Below are 18,227 nucleotides of genomic sequence, written 5' to 3'. Positions count from 1 at the left end.
CGGGACTCGAACCCGCGACCTCCGGCGTGACAGGCCAGCATTCTAACCAACTGAACTACCGCTCCGCGACCTGATGGTTTACATACAACCGGTCAGGAAGCGTGCAAGAATACAGTAAAAATTCAAAAGGTGTTAGTCTTCAACAGAAAAAAACCAGCATTCCTCACTAACTATCTGAATTAATGGCCATTAAACGATTTTAATGATTGAACAAATTCAGCGCTGGCGATAAATAACAGACAAAAAAATCCCCCGGGAGCTTCTATCATCAGCTCGCGGGGGAATCCTATTTACATAGCTTCAGCAGCTTGTACCGCTTTATTGACCAGACGTTTTGCTGCACCCTTGGCGCCAGCATTTTTAATCTGTTCCAGATTGACGGGTTCACCTACGATAATTGCCCCCCCCATACCTGCACCAAAATGCGGTGTGCATTTATAGACATAGATACCTTCCTGAGTAAAAGTACGAGTGTAATTTTCACTCATCGGTGAGTGCCAAAGTTCAGTGCCCTCAGGAACCAGCCCTTCAATTGCTTGAGTGTCATGTGTGCTCATATTAGTCCAGGAAACGCTGTCGCCCGGCGCAATTGTCACCACCAGCGGGTTATAAATTAATCCCTGGGCTGTGACGGTATGATTTTTAGATTCCGCTGTTGCAGGTTCAACCTCTGCAGGCTCTTCGGCAATACCCGCTTCTTTTTCAACTTCAGCCAGTATTGCTTCTGCCTCAGCCCGTCCCTCAGCTGCCGTGTTTTCTGCCGCAGCAATCGCTTGATTGGCACGGTCACTTACACTCTGACTGGTTTCCTTAGCCGTTTCAATGGCCGACTCAACCACTTCATTTGTATCTTCAAGCACCGCTTCCTGAGTATTGCTTTCCAAAGCATCCGCTTCTTGTTGAGCTACCTGAGAAACTTCTTCACTGGTCTGGGCAGGTTCTTCAATTTGAGCAGTTTCATCCGTGGCCTCTACGGCTTCAGACATTTTTTCCAGTACTTCTTTTGGAGAGCTTGGGCGATCGTAATGCTCACTGGTTCCGGAAATAAAGGATGAAACGATTGCCACCACAAAAACCGCTATGGCAATGATAATGGCGGCAGTAATAATTGAACGGGAATGACGCATTGGACTCTCCAATTGATAAATTTATTTCGATCATACCATCACCACAACGCTATTTATAAGCAAATATGTGCTGTTATTTGACCTAAGACAATTTTTATTCAGTAACCAGGCTGATTTGGGTTTATGTCTAAAGGCTGCCATACATTTCGATCTTTAGATTGGTTAAGAACGTGTAGTAGAAGGCAAGAAAAAGGCATTTCTCCTAAAAATTCGTGCGCAAACTCCCTAAACCTGTTTACTAAAACGAACAAAAAACCCTGTTTAGTTGTATTTAAACAACATTTTTTTCGAATTCAATCGTTTTAAACAAGAACTTTTAGAAATGCTTGTATACAGCCATATGGATGAACCATTACAACCACACCCTTAAATGACTGCGATTTTTCTCATGATAAAACTAAACAATCGCTAAAACTATTTTCCAGCAAAAGTGGTTGATTTAAACCACCTGCAGAGTCGCTGTCTTTGCTACGACTTAAAACACCTTGTTAGAACCTTTCCTCGAACATGTTTTGGGAGTTTTTCCTATATCAAGCCCATCAGCGTAGAGCTAGCCTGCACGGGCTTTTTACGTTCAGGAGAGAGAAATGAAATTAAAACCAAAAATTATTAGCACCGCGATAATGTCATCGCTGATGCTGATGCCTTATGCCGTTCTGGCTGAGGAAGATACTGTTGATACGGGCAAAATGACTGTTACAGGAATCTTGCCGGATCGTCTAGAAGCTGTTCCCGGATCATTCGATATAATCGATGAAGAATATCTGGAAGAACGTCGCCCAATATCTAATCTGGAAAGAATGAGAACAATACCAGGCATCAATGTTGTTGCTGACGGAAGCATGGGGTTTGATACAAACATTGGTATCCGTGGGCAGAATCCGCGTCGTAGCGCCAAAGCAATGATTATGGAAGATGGTATGCATTTACAACTGGCACCCTATGCTGATCCGGTTGTGCACTACACCACCCCCTCTCAAGCAGTTAATCGTATTGAGGTAATTAAAGGAGCCGGTCAAATTCTTTATGGACCTCAGACTTTAGGTGGTGCGGTGAACTTTGTGACTAACCCGGTTCCTCGTAATGGTGAAGTCGAAGGAAGTGTCACTTCTGCTTTTGGTAATCAAGGTTATCGTATGTTAAATGGCAGCGTTGGTTTTGGGAATGAAATCGGCGGAGTGATGTTCGATTTCAATCAGAACAAAGGTGACGGAGTTTATGACGATGCTGAGTTTGATGTTAAAGACTACCGTTTTAAAGGCGAGCTGGATATTACCGACCGTCAAACCCTTGCTTTAAAGTTAGTTCACACTCGTGACCGTCGCAATTCAACTGAGGCCTATTTAACCCCCTTTGAATACGATCAAGACCCTTATTCTCACCCATCTATTGAAAATGATGAATGGGAGCAAGATCGCGATGTCGTTCAGTTACAACATATTTTCGAAGTGAATGATAGTTTTAAGCTAACTTCTCAAGCTTATTACACCGATACCTTCCGCAATGGTCTGCGTAGTACTGAAGAGAATGAAGACGGAGATCTAAATAGTAACGGCAATATTACTTCCGTATTCAGAAATTGTCCGGGTCAAGGTGGGGAAGGTGTCCTGGCTGGTGACGTAGATGCTAGTCAATGCGCCGGTCGCCATGCACCACGCCAGTATTACACTCGAGGATTAGAAACTCGAGGTGATTTGTCATTCAGTCTGTTTGGCCTTGACCATGACACCATCTTTGGTGTGCGTTATCACGAAGAAAATGTCCATCGTCAGGAAATCCTGTCACAAAGTGTTGCTGAGCGTGAAGACTATGATTTGGCGCTAGCGAATAACCCAGGTGATGTTGAAGAAGCCTTTATCAAAACCAATGCCTTGTCTTATTACATGCAAAATACCACCTATGTTGGTAATTGGTCTTTCACTCCTGGTTTCCGAGTAGAAGATGTTCGCACCAGCGAAAAGTTCTTTGAAGGTGGCGTTCAAGAAAGTCGTGAAAGCCTCTCCTATACAGAGTTCCTCCCCAGCTTTGGCGTAGCCTGGAATGGTATTGCTAACACAACTGTCTTTGCAGGTGTTCATAAAGGTATCGCACCGGCACGAGCAGATCGTGAATTTAGCGAAGATGGCGGCCGGGCAGAACCAGAAGAAAGTACCTTGTATGAGGTTGGTGTACGTAGCACGTATTTCAAGGGAATAAGCTTTAAAACAGCATTGTTCCACAATGATATCCAAAATACCTTGATTGATTTTGGTGACACCTTTGACAACAGCGGTGACAGCAAACAAACCGGTATTGAAGTAGCGGGTCGTGTTGATTTCGGTGACATTTATGGCTGGACGAATAATATCTATTTGTCAGGTGCGTATACCAATCTTTGGACAGCCGAATATGAAGATGGTCCAGATCCAACAATTAACGGTAACAGAATGCAATATGCACCTGAACACCTGTTAAACATTGATCTTGGCTATGAACATCAAAGCGGTGTGAATGCGAGAATCGGAGTACAGCATGTCAGCAAACAATTTGTTGATGATGGGAATACTCGCGTCGAAGATGTTAGCGGTCTTCAAGGAACTATTCCAAGCTTTACCGTTTGGAACGCTACGGTAAATTACCGCGTGCCTAATACGGGTGTAACGTTATTTACCGGTGTTGAAAACCTGTTTGATAAAGAGTACTTGGCCAGCCGTAACGAAGGTAAGTTAGTGGGTCGTGAGCGTCTTTACTACGGTGGTATTACCTACAACTTTTAATCGGCTTCAACGTTGACGGAGAAGGTATGCAGAACATGTTTTAAATATGTAATAAAACAGCCATTTCTCCCAGATTTGCTGTTTCTGTATGACCATTACCGACAAGCCCGCCTTAGGCGGGCTTTTTTTTACAAAAAAAACCCACGTTGAAGTGGGCTTTGATTGATTTGCTGTTTTGAATCAGTCTTTTTGAACTTCGCGTTTATCGATATACATCAACACGATTTGCCTATCCGTATAGATATCGTTTGAGCCACTGTTGCGAACCGTGTCATAAAAGGCTTTAAACTTGGGATCGCGTTGTTTCATATCTTCAAGATTATCAAGTAGCACCAGCGCCTGAAATGCCGTTGGCGCAGTATCAAAAAACCGCATAGTGCAATAGCTTGTTATCGGTTGACCAGAAACTTCAAGTTCAGCCTTCAGTGATTCATCAAATATACATTGCTGATAATTCTCATGCTCAGCAATAACATTTCCTGATAACAACAAGCTACATATAGCGGCGTAATGGGCTTTCATATCGTCTTCTCTGAACATCAAAATTAAAGATAATTGTTCAGACTGCTCTTATGAAGCTCGGTTCCTATTTGCCGATTCTTATTGACCCATTTTACTGATGGTATTAATAACCTCCATATAAGCATCACCGTGATCCCGAACCGCATCAGCATCATATTTTTCCGAGGCCAGATGGACTTCTTCAAGTGTTACCGCTAACTTGCCCAGCTCATCGTTAATTTTCGCCAAAGCATTTTCCAGGGTATAGGTCAGTTCATGGACTTTGGTCACATCATCAGCTGACATTGAGTCTTTTTTGAGTAAACTCTCAAGCCGTTGATTATAAAGTTTAAAATTTGTTACAGCCTCCTCCAGTGATTCTGCGTTTTTCCCTTCGAAATGCTCAACTGTTTCCGCTTTCGCCATTGTAGCAACACCAAAACTGAGCGCCGCAGCGGCAAGATAATTCATCACTTTCATATAGGCAGGCCTCTATCAAATAATTAAGAATGGTTAACAAATAATAACGATAAACGTTATCAACAGTAGATAGGGGTAAATATTTCAATATCAAGGGGCATAAAAAAACCTCTCGTTACCAACAACGAGAGGTTTTATGTAGGACGCTGATTGAAGCGTTTACATTGATTCGGCTTCGGAGATAGTTTTTCTGACAACTCTGCCAAGACCACCGGTAACATCCGCAGCCTTTATTTCCTCCAGGTTTGTTGGCTCTCCAACAATGACTGCACCGCCCATACCAGCCCCAATATGAGGAGTACAGATATACACATAGATGCCTTCTTTTTCAAAAGTATGCTGGTAGTTTTCGCCCAAAGGGGTGTTTATTTTTTCTGTTCCTTCCGGTACAAGGCCTTCTATGGTTTCCACATTATGGGTAGGCATATTTTCCCAATAAACCGTATCACCTGGGGCAATTTTCACTACCATGGGCTCATACTTCATGCCAATAGCTGTGACCACATGCTTCTCTGCAAATGCAGACTGGCATAGAAATAGGAAAAGGACGGGAATGGTCTGTAATGCAAATTTCATATTAGGCATAGTGCCTCCTGTTCAGACATCGAATCAAATATAGAGCAACGAAATTGCTTAGGGAAAACATCCCTAACATTAATATGCTGACAGGGATCAATTTGCTATAGTTCCAGCAAAAGACCCATGATTTTTATGTTGGATGGTGGTGATAAATGACGCATTAACTTGAGTTAATCACTGTGGTTGTTATCTTAGTGGTTAACCCTCCCCCAAGGAAGCCTTCCCGGCTTTATGTTTTATCTCCATGTTTAAAAAAACTAACAACCTGAAAGATCAGAAATCCCATTAATGTTAAAACAATGGCAATCTCATAACGGGCATAGGCGACGGATAGACCAATTGCCCCTGTTAACCAGATTCCAGCTGCACTTGCCGTACCACTCACCCCGCTATTATTTTTCATAATAGCACCACCACCAATAAACCCCATACCAGTGATAATGCCGTACATCACCCTGGCTTCAGCGGCGTCGCCTTCATAGACATCTCTGGCGACCAACATGAAGGCGCAGCAGGCAATACTGACTAATGGATAGGTACGCATACCAGCCCCTCGGGCTTTATATTCCCTGTTCAAGGCTATTGGCAACGCTAACAGAAAAGCGATTCCCAGTTGATATGAGTGATACCAGATGAGTGCCAAGTTAAGTTCCATACAAAATCTCCTGATGCTGTTTCAAGATTGCAAAAGAGTTTTCTGCTGACCTAGAGTGCTCTTCTCGGAAAAGATTCATTTACAGAATATGGAGATATGATGACTGAACCGGTGTTGTTATTCCGCTTTAATCTGTGACTTCAAGCCTCTCGGCCAGGCAGTAACCAGCGATTTCAGTAGCGTCGCCAAAGGTATTGCAAAGAAAATACCCCAAAATCCCCAAATCCCACCAAAGAACAGAACCGCTAATATAATAGAGACAGGATGCAGGTTGACTGCTTCAGAAAAAAGAATGGGAACCAGTACATTACCATCCAGAGCCTGAATAATGCCATATGCCACTAACACGTAAGCAAACTCATCTGTAAGCCCAAAGTGAAAACCCGCTACAGCTGCAACGGGTATTGTTGCAACGGCGGCACCGATAAAAGGAATGAGTACAGAGAAACCAACTAAAACAGCCAATAACGCCGAATAAGGCAACCCAAACCAGGCAAAGGTAACAAATGCGACGGTCCCGACAATGATGATTTCAACCACCTTTCCACGCACATAATTAGCGATCTGACCATCCATCTCATTCCAGATCCGACTCATCAAACCACGTTTTTCTGGCATCATCGATAAAATAAACTTAACCAGTTTCTCACGATCTTTAAGCATGAAAAAAACCAGAATCGGCACCAGCACCAGATAAACAATCAAACCAATGACATTGCCCAGTGAAGCCAACGATAATGTGAGCGCTCGTTGGCCATAAACACTCAGTTCGCGCGCAACCATTGAAATCCAGTTTTGTATTTCATCCGGTGTTATCAGTGTTGGATACTTTGACTGAAGTTCATCCAGCCATGTTTGCCCACTGGAGAGCATTCTGGGAGTTTCCAGCACCAGATTGACCAGCTGATTCCATAACAGTGGCATCAGCAAAAAAGCCAGGGCCAACATCACACTGACAAATCCCAAAAAGACTATCGCTACGGCTATCGTTTCCGGAATATGCTGCCTGACCAGCATATTTACAACACCTTGAAGCAGAAAGGCGATGATCAGAGCGGTAAAAAAAGGTGCCAGCATGCTGCCGAACCAGATGATTGCAGCAAACCCTAAAATCAGGACTATCAGTAAAATGACGGCTTCTTCGTCAGAAAAATATCTTTCCGTCCAATCTTTGAAAACTGCGCGCAAGGTCATATCTGTTTTGGTCCTGTTCAGCGTCTTAATCAATGTCTGTTACTATTCTGGCATACCGCAATAAGACTTGTTACCAATTAAAAACAGTCTAACACTCATTTTTCAGGAACTATCCAACCCGGTTATGTTCATTATTTGCATCCACCAACCATGCGAACCACTATGCTGAACTCATTTTTTTCCAGCAAATTGCTGTGCGGTTTATATTTTTTACTGATTAGTTATTCCAGTTTCGCAGCAACGCCCGTCAGCATCAGTAAACCGATAATTTCTGAATCTACTGAAAAACTTACCTTATCAGGTTCGTTAACGGCTGAACGTAGGGCGCTACTTTCCCCTCGGGTAGATGGCCTGGTCAAAGAAGTATTAGTCGACGCCGGCTCTAGGGTTAAACAAGGCGATATATTAATGCGTCAGGATGCCGCGATTGCACGACAGCAGCTTGAGCAGGCAAAAGCTGTAACAAATGAAGCTCAAGCCAGTGTTGATGAAGCCCAGCGTTTGGTGGATGAAGCCCAACGTCTGCGCGGGGAAAACTACATTTCTGCCACTGAACTGGCGAATCGCGAATCCAATTTTGCGTTGAACCAAGCTGCACTTGCTGCGGCTCGGGCCATGCAGAATATGGCTGAAGAGCAATTTCAACGTCACGAACTGCCTGCTCCCTTCAGTGGAGTTATCAGTAGCAAAATGACCGAAGCAGGCGAGTGGGTAAACCGTGGTGATCAGGTGTTGGAATTGGTTGCATTGGAACCGGTCAGACTGGATGTAAATGTTCCTCAGGAAAAATTTTCCGATATCACCCTCAAAACACGGGTAGAAATTCTGCCTGATGCACTGCCCTCACAAAAACTTTCTGGAAAAATAACTGCTCTGGTACCCGTTAGTAATGCTCAGGCACGCTCTTTTTTAGTGCGTATTGTTATCGATTCCGCTGATGCGACACTGCTACCAGGTACGTCCGCCAGTGCAGTGCTTTATCTGGGAAGCGATGAGAGGAAAGGTTATCGGGTTCCCCGTGATGCGGTGTTACGCCATCCGGACGGCGGACGAAGTGTATTTATTGTCGATGAAAACAACCAGGCACATCGCCGTAATGTGAAAGTCGGCAGAGAAGATTCGGATGGAATAATTATTACCGATGGCTTAACCGCAGATGATTTAGTGGTGGTCCGGGGCAATGAGGTGCTTCAGGAAAATGATGAAGTAGAAATTGTTCGCGACGATAATAAAAGGAATTAATCCCGCATGTTAGAAGCGCCTATTCGCAATGGCAAACTACTGACCGTCATTGTGCTTATTGTTTGTGTATTAGGTATTGCCGCCGCACGTTTAATACCCGTCCAGATGATTCCGGATCTGGATGTCCGCACTATCAGCGTAGTCACTCAATGGCCTGGTGCCACCCCGCAGGATATCGAAAAAGAAATACTTATCGAACAGGAAAGGTACCTGCGGAATATTCCCAATCTCCGCCGTATGGAAGCATTTGCTGAAACCGGTGAAGCTGTTATAGAGCTGGATTTTCCATTTGGGGTGGGTATCAACGAAACGTTAATCGAAGTCTCCAATGCATTAAGCCAGGTGCCCAGCTACCCGGAAAATGTCGATCAGCCGAGTATTCGCAGCAGCTCTTTTTCGGAAAATGCATTCATGTATTTTGCGGTATCACCCTTGCCTGGGAACCCGCTGAATCTCAACATCGACATGATTACGGACTTTATCGATGACAATGTTCGCACGCAGATGGAACGCGTGCCAGGGGTTTCCGAGGTACAGCTGCGTGGCGGGGCTGAACGGCAAATGCAGATCTTTATTGATTCCGCCAAACTGGCCCAACGCGGTTTAAGTCTGACCGATGTTCGTGATGCGATACGAGCCCGCAATAGCGACACCTCTGCCGGTGATTTGGATGATGGCAAAAAACGTTATTTGCTCAGAACCATTGGACGCTTTGAAGATAAACAGGAATTGGAAAACCTCATCCTGGCACACCGCAATGGTACGGATATTCTGTTAAAAGATATTGCTACCATCAAACTCGATCACTATGAAGTCCGCCAAGTTGCTGTAGTGAATGATGAACAGGCCTTGACCATGGCCGTTAAGCGCGAACCAGGCTCAAATGTAATTGATATCAAATACGCCATGATGGAAGTGGTCGAAGAGATGCGGCGTGATCTATTAAACCCGAACGGGTTAGATCTGGTACTAATCGGAGATGATGTCCGCTATGTAGAGTCATCAATTCAGAATGTTTCACAAAACCTGCTGTTAGGGGCTTTGCTGGCCACCTTTATCCTTTTTTTATTCCTGCGTAGCCTGCGCGGTACGTTAATTGGGTTGATGGGAATGCCTGTTTGTATCATTGCCGCCTTTTTAGGGCTTTTGGTATTTGATCGGACGATCAACGTTATTTCCCTGGCAGGTATTGCCTTCGCCATCGGTATGACAGTTGATAACACCATCGTAGTGCTGGAAAGCATTGAACAGGCCAGGCGGCGGGGGCTGGACCGAATTGAAGCAGCAATTGTGGGAGTTCGGGAAGTCTGGACGGCCGTACTGGCTTCCAGTATGACCACTATCCTGGTGTTTGCACCAGTGTTGTTTGTGCAGGAAGAAGCCGGACAATTATATTCCGATATCGCGATTGCTATTTCCGTAGCGATTCTTGCCTCAATGTTATTTGCTGTAGGCGTTGTTCCGGCTGCCTGCGCTCGTTTTGGTCTTGGAAAAAGTACAGGTACGCATGAAGATCTGCATCGTCGGGGGATTATACTGCATGGCGTTAACTGGTTAACCAAAGGCCCCGTCAGACGTTTAACAACGATGGCTGTTACGGTGTGTGCCACTTTGGTAGCCGCGTGGCACCTGATGCCCCCTGCAGAATATTTACCGGAGGGAGAGGAACCGAAAGCCTTTACCAGCATGATTCCACCGCCCGGCTATAATCTTTCTGAAATGTTACGCATCAGTGAAGAAGTCATTGAAATTCTGGCTGATGCCAAAGGCGCCGATCCGGCCCTGTTTGATCAGGGTGAGGCCCCTATCCCCTCGCTCGCCTATTATTTCATCCGAACCTCTCCAACCGGATTACGGGTACTGAGTGAGCCCACCAGAACTCAAGATATCATTCCGATGATGAATGCCTTAACTGATTTATTTGAGAGTTATCCGGGTATGCGGGCGTTTTCTGGTCGTGGCTCAATTATCTCCAGCGATCAGGGCGGAACCCGTGCCGTCAGTCTGGATATTGCCGGACCGGATATGGAAAGTCTCTACAGTACGGCTGAGTTTGCTCTGAAGCGGGCCGAGAGATTGTTTGAAAACCCTCAGATTGACTCCATTCCAGGATCGTTATCGCTGGATCAACCGTTAATTGAAATTCGTCCACGCTGGTCACGGTTAACTGAAACAGGTTTTACTGCTGATGATTTTGGTTATGCGGTGGCCGCACTAAGTGATGGTGCATTTGTTGATGAGTTTTTTATCGATGACGACAAAGTGGATATGTTTTTATTCAGTACCGCTGGCCAGCAGCAGAATCTATCCGGGCTTGCCGGTTTACCGATCCTAACCCCCAATGGGGATGTTATACCGTTAAATGCATTGGCTGATCTGGAAGAAACAGTTGATAGTGCCACACTTCGTCGGGTTGATAGTCGTCGTACAGTCACCTTATTGATTATACCGCCTCGTGACGTAGCATTAGAAACCGCTGTGAATAAGGTTCGCAGTGAAATGATCCCAGCAATGCAAACTGATGGTGAAGTTGCCAAAGGGGTTAATCTGTCAATTTCCGGTGCGTCAGATCAATTGGATGCTACCCGGGAATCTTTATCTGAAAATCTGCTGGTGGCCGTCATTCTGATTTATCTGGTGCTGGTGGCTATTTTCTCGCATTGGGGTTATCCATTGATTATTTTAACTACGGTGCCATTGGGGATCGCGGGCGGCATCGTTGGTCTGGTGGGAGTGAATGCTTCGGGCAGTTTATTAAATGCGATGGGATTACCGGCCATTATTCAGCCGTTTGATATGATTACCATGTTGGGGTTTGTCATTCTATTGGGTACGGTAGTCAATAACCCCATCCTGATAGTTGAACAGGCCAGACGCAATCTGGCCGATAAGGCAATATCAATACATACAGCGGTTAATCAGGCAGTAGCAACGCGGTTACGACCAATATTAATGTCAACGCTAACCACTATTTTTGGCCTGGCACCACTGGTTTTTATTCCTGGTGCCGGTACCGAGCTTTATCGAGGTGTCGGTATAGTTGTATTGGTTGGGATTGCTGTTTCTACCCTGATTACACTCACTTTCCTACCCAGTTTACTGGTCACAGTATTATCATGGAAACAGAGACAACATCCGGTACAAGCTCATTCAGCTGAGACAGAATCCTGATCAACAAAAATCAGTTTATCTGTTTCAAAACCACGTTGTGAGGCCTCATTGATAAAGTCGGCGATAACCTCATCGCTGACTTGTGGGGTGCGAGCCAATAACCATAAATAGCCATGATTCGGTCCTGAAACAAACGCATATTGATAGTCCAGTTTATCCAGTCCAAACACTATATAACTGCCATAAAATGGGCCGAAGAACGAAACTTTAAGCTGGCCGATATCACTGGATTGAACAAATTTGGCTTTTCCCTCTGCTTCCTCCCACTGGTTTTCTGCAGCATTAAACCCACGATTAATCACTTGAACATGACCATCTTCATGCAGACTGTATTCCGCTGTCACCGAGGTTAACCCCTCTTCAAACGAATGATCCAGACGCGCTATCTCATACCATTTACCCAGATAACGATCCAGTTCAAAACCGGTGACCGGTTCGACGCCTTCCGGTATTCCGGTACAAGCCGTTAACATTAGAGACAGCAATAAGGTTTTAAATAGACGCATATTTCACATAACCCTGGTTATCTTGAGATTTTATTTAAAAGAAGTTGTATGCATCAGACTCTGAATTCAGTTGATATTTCCAGGATCATTGAAATGGCCTGGGAAGATCGCACCCCTTTTGAGGCAATTTTGCAGCTTTACGGGTTACCAGAACAACAGGTTATTAAATTAATGCGCCGTGAAATGAAACCGGGATCGTTCCGTTTATGGCGTGCTCGTGTTTCAGGTCGTAAAACCAAACATCACGCCTTACGAAATCCTAATATCTCTCGAGCTTATTGCCCCACGCAATACAAACCCCGTTAGATCCTGCCACAACGGGATTTTTTTAATTGTTTAGACTGCTAAAAAAGCTCTTACGGCAATATAGACACAACTTAACCAGCCCACAATAAAAATCAGACTACGGAAAAGAGCCAAATCTAACGCGTAGAAGATTGGATGCAAAACGCGGCAAGCCAAGAACAGAATAGCGGCACCACTCAATTCCCGTAAATTTACACTGGAATAAAATGCCAGCAAGGTAACAGCTGAATAAAATATTAACGCTTCCCAGGCGTTTTTTTGTGCTGCCAATATGCGAGCGGCAACACCGGTCAGTTCTGCCTGTTGTTCTCTGGGATGCCGATTGTCAAATTTATCAACATGCTTGTAACGCAAGTATCCCCCGATAAAGGCTAATATCATCGGAAAAAACGTGACGATAAATAACACAATGAACAACGCAGGCATGTATGACTCCAGGCAGCAAAAGTTAGGGGTATTTAACTGAAATCTGCTGCAATTTTCAGTTGGTTGTAATTCTTTACAAAAAGACTACAGATCTCCGGGTCGAACGCTTTCCCGGATTGATCAGATATATATTTAAGTACTTCATCTTCCGGCCAGGCATCTTTATAAACTCGACGATGATAAATCGCATCCCAGACATCCACTATCGAAAACAATCTGGCATCAAAATGGATCTGCTTACCTTGCAGGCCCTGTGGATATCCCAAACCATCCCATCGTTCATGATGTTCATGTGGAATCATCAGATACTGACACAGAAAATCGTTTTTAGACAAAATATCATACGCAATTTGTGGATGCATTTTCATGATTTGCCATTCTGCATCGGTTAGTTTGCCGGGTTTGGTCAGTATGGCATCCGGAATTCCAATTTTACCGATATCGTGCAGGATTGCACCGTAGCGAATCGATTCAAGCTGTTTTTCATCAGCAATGCCTGATAGTTTGGCTAATTCTAAGGTCATTCGAGTCACTCGTTCAGAATGATCTCTGGTTTCCTTATGCCTTACATCCATAACATGGATCCAACCGGTCACCGCTTGTTCAATGCTGTCGAGGATTTTTTTGTTGGCCAACTCAATTTTATTAAAGTCATGACGAATCAATACAAACAAAAGAACTGTCGTGACGATTATGAATAACCAGCCTTTAAAGTGTTGTATCCGGGTAATGCCGCGTTCGCCGGAAAACAAATATTCTACGGTGATATCTGATAAAAAGATCCAGGCAATGCCAACCAGTAAATAGGCCAGCACAACTCGATAATGGGGAGGTAATTTCAAACGTTTACTCTTTTAACTTGTGAACAATCTTATCGATACATACAGGTTTATTCTGAGCGTTTTTCATCCAGAAACTGTAAAAGACGATGCCAGGATTTTTCGTCGGCCTCAGCATGATACCGATCTATGCCAAATACGGTAAAAGCATGATCAGCTCCACCATAAGCAATCATTTCGTTAGGTACGTTAAAAGCTTCAAGCTGGTTGCTGAGCTCCGCAAACTCTTGCATGCTAATAGCCTTATCTGCGGCACCATGCAAAATCAGGATTTCAGTTGAAGAATCAGCATAATCCTGACCTGGAGGTGTTTTTAAACCACCATGAAAACTGACAACACCTTGCAGATCTTCTCCAGCACGTGCCATTTCCAGTGCAGCAGCACCACCAAAACAATAACCTATAACAACGGTTTGCTGTCGATTGGCGCCTAATTCAGCAGCTTTATCTAAAGCGCCCTTTATCAGTTGACGCATCTTCTGCCGATCCTGGTACAGCTCACCGGTATGCTGCTTTTTATCTTTATCCTCTGTGGGCCGAATACCTTTACCAAATAAGTCCGCCGCAAATACTGCATATCCCTCTTCTGCCAGCATATTGGCACGTTTGATTTCGTAATCCGTCAAACCGTCCCAGTCGTGTATCAATAGTACTAGAGGGGCATTATCTGCAGCACTGGTATAAAAGCCTTGATAGGTTTCCCCATTGATCTGGTAATCAATATTTTCTGCAACAGCAGTCATTGAGGCTCCCATCAGTCCCAGTAATAAACATCTTTTCAACGACATGATTTCTCCTTACCAAACACAGAAGTAGGTTAATGTGACCAAAATGCTGGCAAAGAGTTGGCGAGAATCGCCAAACGTTTTAGTGATCCTTGTGGTAACGCACCACTCTGTCGACCTCGTTTCTGGATCCCATAATCACTGGTACCCGTTGGTGAATGCTTTCGGGTTGTATATCCAGAATCCGTTCGGTACCGGTTGAGCTTAACCCGCCTGCCTGTTCAACAATAAAACTCATCGGATTGGCTTCGTACATCAAGCGTAATTTGCCACCCTGCTTGGCTATTTTGGAATCTATCGGATACATAAATATGCCGCCTCGGGTCAGCACGCGATAAACCTCAGCAACCATTGACGCAACCCAGCGCATATTGAAATTTTTCTCGCGCTCACCCTCAGTACCTTTAATGCATTCATCAACATATTTTTGAATCGGAGCTTCCCAAAAACGCTGATTGGACATATTAATGGCAAACTCGGCGGTATCTTTGGGAATACGCATATTGGGATGGGTCAGAATAAACTCACCGACATCACTATCCAGCGTAAAACCATTGACACCATTACCAGTAGTCAGAATCAACATGGTGGCCGGACCATAAACGGTAAAGCCGGCACAAACCTGCTCAGTGCCTTTCTGCATAAAGTCTTTTAATGTCGGATTTTTGCAATCATTAGGGCAACGCAAAATGGAGAAAATAGTACCTACCGACAGATTAATATCAATATTTGAGGAACCATCCAGAGGATCAAAGCAGATCAGATATTTGCCTTTGGGAAATTTGCTGGGGATCTGAATAATTTCTTCGATTTCTTCAGATGCCATAGCTGCCAGATGGCCTGTCCACTTCAGATGATCAACCATTACTTCATTGGTAATGATATCGAGTTTTTTCTGCGTTTCACCCTGCACATTTTCACTGTCAGCATAACCGCCAAGACCAATAATATTGCTGCGGCTGACCAAGTGAGAGATTTTTTTGCAGGCACTAACTACATCACTTAATAATCCCGTCAAATCACCAGTTGAATCGGGGTGAGATCTTTGTTCTTCAACGATAAATTGATTAACCGATTTGCCGATATCAGACATGGCGTTTCTCTCTTTGACTATTTATTTTCTGGGAGTTGAGCTGATGATTCGCAGCTGTTAATAAGAGAGTAAACCAGTGGCAGTGAAAATGCCAAGAGCAGTTCAATGGGGTTTCAAAAACGGCGGGGATTAGACAGGCTAACCCCCTAGCAAATAGCCTTAAATCTTAACGAGAATCTCGCCCATGCCAATGCCACCGACATCGCCAGCGTATCGTTGTACCCGGGAAAATCCTTCAACATTGGCAAACTTGCTATCCAGTTTTTTAAATGAAGCAAACATCAATGGTAAAAATGCCAAGGTATGTGAACCACAATCATTAAAGTTGGCAGTGATGCCATGCTGCGGCATTTTAGGTAGCAATATCGTGCCGCGTTTCATGGCATACCCCAAATGTTTACCGACATCCCCCAATACCGCGATGGTGCCGGAAATCATCCGTGAACCGCAGTATTCTCCCGCATTACCTTCTATCAGTATCATGCCACGACGCATATGATCGCCGGTGCGTGCTCCGGTATTACCCGTCACAATAATAATGCCGCCAGTCATACCGTTTTTATATCCGCTACGAGCCGCGCCGACAAAATCTCCGGCATTACCGTTAATCTTTATTTGACCGCCTTTCATTTCACAGCCGGTATAAATAAAAGTGTTTCCGGTGATTTCAATATTTCCACCGGTCATAAACTGCCCGAGATAAGCACCGGCATCACCTTTGATGGTAATCCGACCCTCACTCATAGCATGACCGATATGATCCAGTTTGGCTGAGCTATTTTCAAAGCGAATGTCATTTACATCATCACCACTGATATCAAACAGTTCCTCTACCGGTAGCGTTAAACGACCACTGACCAGTTCCATCGCAGCAATATCTGCAACATCTTTACCCGCCAGTTTATCGGGTGTTAAAGGAGAGCAATCAACACGTTGTGCCAAATCCGTTTTAAGTTTAAGAGTCAGTGCTGTCATGCCATGATCTCCTGCAGATGAAAGTGGAATGGACCCAGTTTGCCACCATAGTTACCAGCACTGATTCGGCGAATACCGTTTTCAGCGCCTAAATCACATGCGGCCTGAATGCCGACACGCATGGCTTTGTCTATATCTTCTTTGCTTAAGCCATCAATAACGATTTCCATGACGGACTCGACTTCTGGTGAACACTCGGATTTAGTCTGACCTTTCAAGGTCGGACAAAATGCATCATTGGTTGAGGCGTTTAACGCTTTGTATTTGGAACCCACTTTTGAACCACTGCGAACCACACCGCCCGGAAACGGCATAATGATATTAGGCAGTTGTTTCATGGCCTTAACAGCTGCTTCACACGCTGCCAGTGCCTGAGGCTGCGACTCGGCGAGTATCAGGAAGTTACCACCACCAACAGAGGAAACCACGCCGGTATTTTCCTGGGTTAGAAATTCACCATCCATCACCGGAATACGCCAGTAACGTTTACCATCAATCATTTTTGATATCTGATAACCATCACCAAAGAAACGCAGGTTTTTACCCAAAGCAATTTCTTTACCATCTTCACCTTCAATCCCTGAAAATAAAGCAGATGTCGGCGAAGTTAAAACACACTGGCCAGCACGGGTTTCAACCTGTTTCGCCAGTCCTTTACCGCCCATGGCAAAAATCAGACAAGCAACACCGGGACGGCCATCAGGGGTTTCAGAAGGCTCTAATGTTCGTTCAATGGAGGCCTCACAACCGCAGGCAATAACCGATGTAGCAAAACCGGTGAAGGCAGTAGCTGAATGCATTGCCCATTCCAGATTCTGAGCGGTAATGATAATTCGCGTTCCTTTCATCGGAAACGCTTCAGCAAAAGTTTTATCAATGCTGACGCCATTGATGATCATAGTCTGCCTCCCTTATGCAGCGGCTGTATCGTTAAGCTACCACGACCATCATCGACGATTTCGTCGTTACTGATTTTGAAGTTGCTCATTTTCAGGGTATGGAATTTATCAAAATATTGTTGCAGCGGTTTTTCAATGCTGACGTCATATTCCGGTTTAACCACATGAGTAGTACCCCAGGTAATTTTGATGACCTGACCCTGACGCACCACCATTTCACCATCTTTAAATACATAATCCGGTTTTTCAAACATCTTTTCGCGATCGCTGTTGTCTGTGTAAACGGTAATATCTGCTGCCGCACCAATTCCCAGATGTCCACGATCCGCCAGACCAACCAGTTTTGCTGCACCGGCCCTTGTCATAATAGCAATTTCATACAATGAATATTCGCGATCCAATGAAGCCAGATGGGTGGCTTTCTGTGCTTCCGGATGCAAGGTAGACAGCATATCGTTACGGAAAGACTTATCCATTAATAACTTAATCAGATGTGGATAACTGGTAAATGGCGCACCGTTTGGATGATCAGTGGTCAGGAATATACGCCATGGATCATCAACCATCAGGAAGGTTTCCAGACCTATCATCCATTGCAATGCATTCACATAACTTTGGTCTTTGTATTTGAACGGCACTACACCGCAACCGGCCTCACATTCGATATCCATACACACCCATTTGTTAGGATGC

At 44.5% G+C, this 18,227-nt stretch carries 18 protein-coding genes; 4 read left to right on the top strand and 14 right to left on the bottom strand.

Features of this window, described 5'->3' with window-relative positions:
- Positions 1 to 290 precede the first annotated feature (290 nt).
- The gene (locus B3182_RS12820) at positions 291 to 1,127 is read right to left on the bottom strand and encodes a plastocyanin/azurin family copper-binding protein (protein WP_292358559.1); all 837 of its coding nucleotides are present in this window, start codon (positions 1,125 to 1,127) and stop codon (positions 291 to 293) included.
- A 587-nt stretch (positions 1,128 to 1,714) separates the two neighbouring features.
- Here B3182_RS12820 and B3182_RS12815 point away from each other — a divergent pair.
- Positions 1,715 to 3,883, top strand: coding sequence for a TonB-dependent receptor family protein (locus tag B3182_RS12815; protein WP_292358561.1), 2,169 nt, complete (start codon positions 1,715 to 1,717; stop codon positions 3,881 to 3,883).
- A 180-nt stretch (positions 3,884 to 4,063) separates the two neighbouring features.
- On the opposite strand, the gene B3182_RS12810 is transcribed toward B3182_RS12815, so the two are convergent.
- The 5 genes from B3182_RS12810 to B3182_RS12790 all read right to left on the bottom strand — a co-directional run bounded on the left by B3182_RS12810 (position 4,064) and on the right by B3182_RS12790 (position 7,292).
- Positions 4,064 to 4,405: a hypothetical protein gene (locus B3182_RS12810; RefSeq protein WP_292358563.1), complete on the bottom strand. Its 342-nt coding sequence runs from the start codon at positions 4,403 to 4,405 to the stop codon at positions 4,064 to 4,066.
- A 78-nt stretch (positions 4,406 to 4,483) separates the two neighbouring features.
- Positions 4,484 to 4,864: a DUF6746 family protein gene (locus tag B3182_RS12805; RefSeq protein ID WP_292358564.1), complete on the bottom strand. Its 381-nt coding sequence runs from the start codon at positions 4,862 to 4,864 to the stop codon at positions 4,484 to 4,486.
- 159 nt (positions 4,865 to 5,023) lie between these two features.
- Positions 5,024 to 5,449 (bottom strand): plastocyanin/azurin family copper-binding protein, encoded by a 426-nt coding sequence (locus B3182_RS12800; protein ID WP_292358565.1) that lies wholly within the window; start codon positions 5,447 to 5,449, stop codon positions 5,024 to 5,026.
- Positions 5,450 to 5,672: 223 nt separating this feature from the next.
- Positions 5,673 to 6,098 carry an MgtC/SapB family protein gene (locus B3182_RS12795; RefSeq protein WP_292358566.1) on the bottom strand — a complete coding sequence of 142 codons (426 nt, stop codon included), beginning with the start codon at positions 6,096 to 6,098 and terminating at the stop codon, positions 5,673 to 5,675.
- Between the two features lie 117 nt (positions 6,099 to 6,215).
- Positions 6,216 to 7,292 carry an AI-2E family transporter gene (locus B3182_RS12790; protein ID WP_292358568.1) on the bottom strand — a complete coding sequence of 359 codons (1,077 nt, stop codon included), beginning with the start codon at positions 7,290 to 7,292 and terminating at the stop codon, positions 6,216 to 6,218.
- A 162-nt stretch (positions 7,293 to 7,454) separates the two neighbouring features.
- On the opposite strand from B3182_RS12790, the gene B3182_RS12785 reads away from it, so the two are divergent.
- Both B3182_RS12785 and B3182_RS12780 read left to right on the top strand, forming a co-directional pair.
- Positions 7,455 to 8,534: an efflux RND transporter periplasmic adaptor subunit gene (locus B3182_RS12785; RefSeq protein ID WP_292358570.1), complete on the top strand. Its 1,080-nt coding sequence runs from the start codon at positions 7,455 to 7,457 to the stop codon at positions 8,532 to 8,534.
- Between the two features lie 6 nt (positions 8,535 to 8,540).
- Positions 8,541 to 11,705, top strand: coding sequence for an efflux RND transporter permease subunit (locus B3182_RS12780; protein ID WP_292358572.1), 3,165 nt, complete (start codon positions 8,541 to 8,543; stop codon positions 11,703 to 11,705).
- On the opposite strand, the gene B3182_RS12775 is transcribed toward B3182_RS12780, so the two are convergent.
- Positions 11,681 to 12,211 (bottom strand): lipocalin family protein, encoded by a 531-nt coding sequence (locus B3182_RS12775; protein ID WP_292358574.1) that lies wholly within the window; start codon positions 12,209 to 12,211, stop codon positions 11,681 to 11,683. The genes B3182_RS12780 and B3182_RS12775 overlap by 25 nt on opposite strands.
- 48 nt (positions 12,212 to 12,259) lie before the next feature.
- Here B3182_RS12775 and B3182_RS12770 point away from each other — a divergent pair, with 48 nt between their 5' ends.
- Entirely contained in the window at positions 12,260 to 12,517 is a 258-nt protein-coding gene (locus tag B3182_RS12770) for a TIGR03643 family protein (protein WP_292358576.1), read from the top strand.
- A gap of 30 nt (positions 12,518 to 12,547) precedes the next feature.
- Here the strand turns inward: B3182_RS12770 and B3182_RS12765 are convergent, their stop codons facing one another.
- From B3182_RS12765 to B3182_RS12735, 7 genes are all read right to left on the bottom strand, one after another.
- Positions 12,548 to 12,943 carry an MAPEG family protein gene (locus B3182_RS12765; RefSeq protein WP_292358578.1) on the bottom strand — a complete coding sequence of 132 codons (396 nt, stop codon included), beginning with the start codon at positions 12,941 to 12,943 and terminating at the stop codon, positions 12,548 to 12,550.
- Positions 12,944 to 12,975: 32 nt separating this feature from the next.
- Complete coding sequence (locus tag B3182_RS12760; protein ID WP_292358580.1) at positions 12,976 to 13,785, bottom strand: HD-GYP domain-containing protein; 810 nt, start codon at positions 13,783 to 13,785, stop codon at positions 12,976 to 12,978.
- A 47-nt stretch (positions 13,786 to 13,832) separates the two neighbouring features.
- A complete protein-coding gene (locus B3182_RS12755; RefSeq protein WP_292358581.1) occupies positions 13,833 to 14,570 on the bottom strand; it encodes a dienelactone hydrolase family protein in 738 nt (245 codons plus the stop codon).
- Between the two features lie 79 nt (positions 14,571 to 14,649).
- Positions 14,650 to 15,660, bottom strand: coding sequence for a class 1 fructose-bisphosphatase (locus B3182_RS12750; protein ID WP_292358584.1), 1,011 nt, complete (start codon positions 15,658 to 15,660; stop codon positions 14,650 to 14,652).
- 159 nt (positions 15,661 to 15,819) lie between these two features.
- On the bottom strand, positions 15,820 to 16,635 hold the full coding sequence (locus tag B3182_RS12745) for a formylmethanofuran dehydrogenase subunit C (protein ID WP_292358586.1): 816 nt from the start codon (positions 16,633 to 16,635) through the stop codon (positions 15,820 to 15,822).
- Positions 16,632 to 17,534: a formylmethanofuran--tetrahydromethanopterin N-formyltransferase gene (fhcD, locus tag B3182_RS12740; protein ID WP_292358588.1), complete on the bottom strand. Its 903-nt coding sequence runs from the start codon at positions 17,532 to 17,534 to the stop codon at positions 16,632 to 16,634. Before fhcD ends, B3182_RS12745 begins: the two co-directional genes overlap by 4 nt.
- Positions 17,531 to 18,227: amidohydrolase family protein (locus B3182_RS12735; protein ID WP_292752999.1), on the bottom strand; the 697-nt coding region annotated here is incomplete at its 5' end. The genes B3182_RS12735 and fhcD, both read right to left, overlap by 4 nt.

Origin of the sequence: Methylophaga sp. UBA4204 (assembly GCF_002379485.1) — a bacterium.
GTDB lineage: Bacteria > Pseudomonadota > Gammaproteobacteria > Nitrosococcales > Methylophagaceae > Methylophaga.
This window is presented reverse-complemented; position numbering and strand designations above follow the sequence as displayed.